The organism is Neobacillus rhizosphaerae, assembly GCF_937468385.1.
Classification (GTDB): Bacteria; Bacillota; Bacilli; order Bacillales; family Cytobacillaceae; genus Neobacillus; species Neobacillus rhizosphaerae.
Window position 1 is genome coordinate 1 of the sequence record NZ_CALBWS010000060.1, and the last position, 4,550, is coordinate 4,550.

Genomic DNA, 4,550 nt, shown 5'->3' on the forward strand with positions numbered 1-4,550 from the left:
TTCTCTCCTCGCCGGTTAAACGGAGCGGAAATTTCCGAATAACAATATCGCCTTTCGACTCTTTTTTCTTCTTTTCTTTCATGTTCTTTTTGTGTGGTCCCATTTTCTTTCACCTCCAACCAGAACATTTGTTCTATACTTTTATTATACTAGTTTCTATTGGTAATTGGAAGTAAAAAAACATGGCTTATATCCCCATTTCTGAAGAAAGGGGTTTTACGCCACTTTTTTGATAATGGAAATATTTATTCCGATAAGCTCATCGCAGACATTCATGATAACTTCCCTTATAATGGTCAAAGAAGAGATAAATATGGGAGTGTAAGTGAATGAAAAAACGAAGACGGAAGAAATTCAAAACCTTTTTCGTGCTATTTTTGCTTTTTTGCGCTTTGGCCATGTTTCAAACTTATTTTCAAAAACAAAATTCGCCACTTCAAATAGTTGAAAACGATCCATTTGCGGATGTTAAAAAATATAGCTCTTTAATCCACAGTGAATTAGAAAAGTATCAACTTGAAAGTTACACCTCGGTCCTCGTAGCCTTGATGCAGCAGGAAAGCCATGGCAAAGGCGGAGATCCGATGCAGGCTTCAGAATCTGCAGGTTTGGCACCAAACACTATTACAGACCCCAAACAAAGTATTCAAGTAGGGGTAAAACATTTTCAGAGCGTACTTACTTATGGGAATAAGAAAAAGGTCGATTTCCCCACCATTATTCAGGCTTATAACATGGGAAGGGGCTATGTTGATTATATCGCCCAGCACGGCGGTAAACATAGTGAGGAGTTAGCGAAAGAATTCTCACTTCTTCGGGTAAAAGAAAAGCCGAACCTTTATACTTGTGGCGGTAATAAAGATAATTTTCGTTATCCCTACTGCTATGGTGATTTTACCTATAGCACAAAAGTAACAAAAAATATGCAATTGTTAGTTGATAGTGTTCCAGTGACTAAAAACGAAAAAACAACCGGTGAGTCCTTTTAAACATTCGCCGGCTGTTTTCTTTCTATTATTAACATTTGTTGAACCCTATCATTTACCCGCTAATCTATTCTCCTTACCTTTTTACCAAACCAATGTATTACTTTTATCAGCGACTATTATGTTATATCAGCGAATCAAATGGTAATGATCAGATTGTCCTTATATTTCAATAAAACCAACAATCTATGAAAAAATGATCCTTTCCAAATTATAAGGGAAAAGATCTCGAACTGGAGGAAATATAAAATGGCAGAACATGTTTTTCACTTAAAAGCTAGCTGGCCGGGATTACGAAATGATGTCGGAGAAATAGAGGCTGTGAACTTAAAAACAAAAGTCTCCATCCCACCTGAAATGGACGGACCAGGGATTGGTACCAATCCAGATGAAATGTTACTTGGGGCAGCAGCAACCTGCTATATCATTACGCTTGCGGCGATGATGGAACGCAGTGGGCTGCAGAAAAAAAGCTTAACGATGGAATCAGAAGGCATTGTCGATGTTACAAAAGGAGTTATCACCTATAAAAAAATCATCCACCGTCCGATTATCGTCTTGGGACCAGACGCTACTGAAAAAAGCATTGAATTGACTCGAAGACTGGCCAAAAAAGCGGAAACCTCCTGTATGATCAGCCGCGCTATTCAAGGGAATGTGGAGATTGAACTGCAGACAACGGTGGAAGTGGCCGCTGGTTGAAGCTTAGAACTTCATGTAAACAGGTTGGGCTCTTGATTGGCGACTCCTGTCCTCATGAAGACTCATGTAGACTGGTTGGGCTCTTGCTCCTCGGGTTCTATCCACATGTAGACAGTTTATGCGCTTGCTCACCGGGTTCTGTCCTCATGAACGTCTAATGTGGACAATTTGGGTCCTTGCTCGACGAGTTCTGTCCTCATGAAAACTCGCTTAATTTTTCCAATTCCTTTTTTAAATGTAAAAATCCATATGGTTTTTTTCTTTTTTATAATAGTCCAATCGGTCTTGCAGCGTACCTGTATGGAATTCAAATTTATGACCGTCTGGGTCGGTGAAATAAATCGACTTTTTATCCTTTTCATCTCTTAACCTACCAGGCAGAATATTGACGCCCAACCGTTTAAGTTTCTCATACATTTTTGAAAAATCTGCTTCTTCGATTGAAAAAGCGAGATGGGTATAAGACTGGTTTATTTCATTACGCGGGATGTCTTTTTCTACATTAAGGGCGAGCCACATTCCATTTAAATCAAAATAAGCGGTACTTCTCCCCTTCACTAACAGCTTTGCCTCAAAAACTTCCTGATAGAATTCTATCGATTTCTCTAAACTAGAAACGGAAAATAATAAATGGTTTAGTCCTTTTATAGACACACGATTACCTCTTTCGATTAAAATCCTTTTTTATATTCCTTATGCACTGCAGCATTTTCTTGAGCCCAGACTATAAGTTTTGTTTTCTCAAAATATAAATTTTCATTAACCGAAATATACGGTAGTTGGGTACCTTCATAGAATCCAGATGTTTCTAAACTTCTTTTTTCCGTAGAGATAATCATTTTGATTTCTTCCGTTGTTAGCCCAATGAATTTAGACGCCTCGTTTAAATTAAGCATGACACTGCTTTGCACTGTGTTTTTACTTTTTGTAGCGGTTGAAACGGATAAAGGGTTTGATGCGATAACGAAGCTACCAATAATAATTCCTAGCGAGATAATTAAAGATGGTAACCAAAGTGATTTTTGATTCAACAAATTCATCCTCCATTTGATTATTTTTTCAAGAATTGCCATCTGTCAAAAACGGCTCGTACATCATAATCGCGTTATTTTCGGTAATGTATTCATCCTCAATCAGTTCCTGATTTAGGTTATATACTTTTCTATGAATCTTGTTATGTCTTGCATAACCGCCCCAGTACTCTGGGTCATCCAGTGTTCTTTTTCATAAACCTCATATGTTCTTGTTGGAGGAGCCTCAACTCTCCATTCCCCAACTAAATGGGTGTCTGTCAAGTAAACAACTAGTTGATACGTTTGATTCGTTTCATTTTTAATTTGTAAATCCAGGTAGTTATAGGCACAGGTTGCCCCGCTTCCGAACGGCTGGTTCCGTTTTGAATCGGGGAAAACATCATAGCTATGACGATACCTTTCCGTGACCGACAATGGGGTATGAAGGGTCATCCAATAAATAAGATTCGATAATTGACACAAGCCCCCGCCTGTTCCAGTCGTTACCTTCCCGTAGTGGAGGATCATTCCATCCACATAACCTTTATGTTTATTCGTATTGCCTAATAATCTCCAATAGGAAAAGGTCTCACCGGGTTTTAAGACAATTTCGTTTAAACATTTAGATGCTATATTTAAGTTGGTTACCTTATTATGTTGCAGCCACATATCAACATTCTTCAATTGACGTAGCAACGGGGTTTTGTGGGTGAAAATTACATATTTTAATTTGGATTCTTCTTTTTTCTTAGCATATTTTTTTTCGTCCGTGTACCATGCCCAATATCTCTTTAGACGATAATATTTCTTGCCCAAATAAATCCTCAATTGATTCCTCTTTATTGGTTTCTGTATTGGCATTTTTCTATTCCCTACTCCCGACCATACGAATTAATCTCTCCTATTTTATTTTATGACAAATTTAACGTTTTTTGTGAATATTTTGTATTTAAAACAATAAAAAGTGTGTGATTCTGTTTTGAAATCACACACTTTTCTCGTTACATTTTAAGTATTTTTGCAAAAAACCCCTTATTCTTTTTGATTTCCTGTGGGGCAACTTCTTTCTTGGTAATAAAAATTTCTTCCTTGTCTATGGCATGGCCCATTGCTAAAACTAACCCAATCTCTGTGTCGTGTTCCTTATTGGTCACGATGGTATGTTCAATTTTATATTTGGTGGCAAGTTTTACATACTTCGATAGGTTCTCATAGTTCATGTTCCCGTTTAAAAATAAATGAGCCGAAGGATTCCCTTTCATATACAGCTCGACCTGCGGATAAATTTCTGCCTCTGCGACTTGGCTGTTTTTCAGGGCGACAATAATCCGTTCTCGTAATGTACCTAAGTATTTGCGCCGTTCATCTGGTTTTGTTTCTAAAGGTCCATATATACCTTGCTGTAAAACCTCGTCAACGGTAGGTTTTTTCAAAAAAATCAACTCCATATAAAGGCTATTATTATGTATGATAATACCTTAAAAAGTGTTCGTCATCAAAAAGTGTTTAAAATTGGGTTTAGGCTGGTAAATTTGCTTAATCGCAAGTTGGATCCGTTTATCTGCAAATTAAACCACTTTATAGGTAAGTTACACCGGCCTATCCGCAAGTTGGACAACTTGATACGCAAGTTACACCGCCTTATCCGCAAGTTGGCCACTTTATTCGCAAGTTACACCCCCTTATCCGCAAGTTGCATCACTTTTTACGCAAGTTACACCGCCTTATTGAAGCTAGTATAAAAAGTGGACACCGGTTGTGGCGTCATGTTAAATCATAAATAACAAAAATAGGATGTGTTTAACATGGCGAAAAATCAACAAAAGTACTCTATTGAATTTAAAGAGTA

The 4,550-nt window shown here is 37.6% G+C and carries 5 protein-coding genes and 1 pseudogene; 2 read left to right on the plus strand and 4 right to left on the minus strand.

Annotated elements, in window-relative coordinates:
• Nucleotides 1–329: 329 nt before the first annotated feature.
• Together M5A78_RS24455 and M5A78_RS24460 are read left to right on the plus strand one after the other, a co-directional pair.
• Nucleotides 330–989 carry a lysozyme family protein gene (locus M5A78_RS24455; RefSeq protein ID WP_248737869.1) on the plus strand — a complete coding sequence of 220 codons (660 nt, stop codon included), beginning with the start codon at nucleotides 330–332 and terminating at the stop codon, nucleotides 987–989.
• A gap of 246 nt (nucleotides 990–1,235) precedes the next feature.
• Nucleotides 1,236–1,688, plus strand: a complete 453-nt coding sequence (locus tag M5A78_RS24460) for an OsmC family protein (RefSeq protein WP_248737870.1) — start codon at nucleotides 1,236–1,238, stop codon at nucleotides 1,686–1,688.
• Between the two features lie 231 nt (nucleotides 1,689–1,919).
• Here the strand turns inward: M5A78_RS24460 and fosM are convergent, their stop codons facing one another.
• The 4 genes and pseudogenes from fosM to M5A78_RS24480 all read right to left on the minus strand — a co-directional run bounded on the left by fosM (nucleotide 1,920) and on the right by M5A78_RS24480 (nucleotide 4,134).
• Nucleotides 1,920–2,342: a FosM family fosfomycin resistance protein gene (gene fosM, locus M5A78_RS24465; protein ID WP_248737871.1), complete on the minus strand. Its 423-nt coding sequence runs from the start codon at nucleotides 2,340–2,342 to the stop codon at nucleotides 1,920–1,922.
• Between the two features lie 17 nt (nucleotides 2,343–2,359).
• Entirely contained in the window at nucleotides 2,360–2,719 is a 360-nt protein-coding gene (locus tag M5A78_RS24470) for a hypothetical protein (protein WP_248737872.1), read from the minus strand.
• Nucleotides 2,720–2,747: 28 nt separating this feature from the next.
• A pseudogene (locus M5A78_RS24475) lies at nucleotides 2,748–3,562 on the minus strand (VanW family protein).
• 140 nt (nucleotides 3,563–3,702) lie between these two features.
• Complete coding sequence (locus tag M5A78_RS24480; RefSeq protein ID WP_248737873.1) at nucleotides 3,703–4,134, minus strand: YueI family protein; 432 nt, start codon at nucleotides 4,132–4,134, stop codon at nucleotides 3,703–3,705.
• Nucleotides 4,135–4,550: the final 416 nt, after the last annotated feature.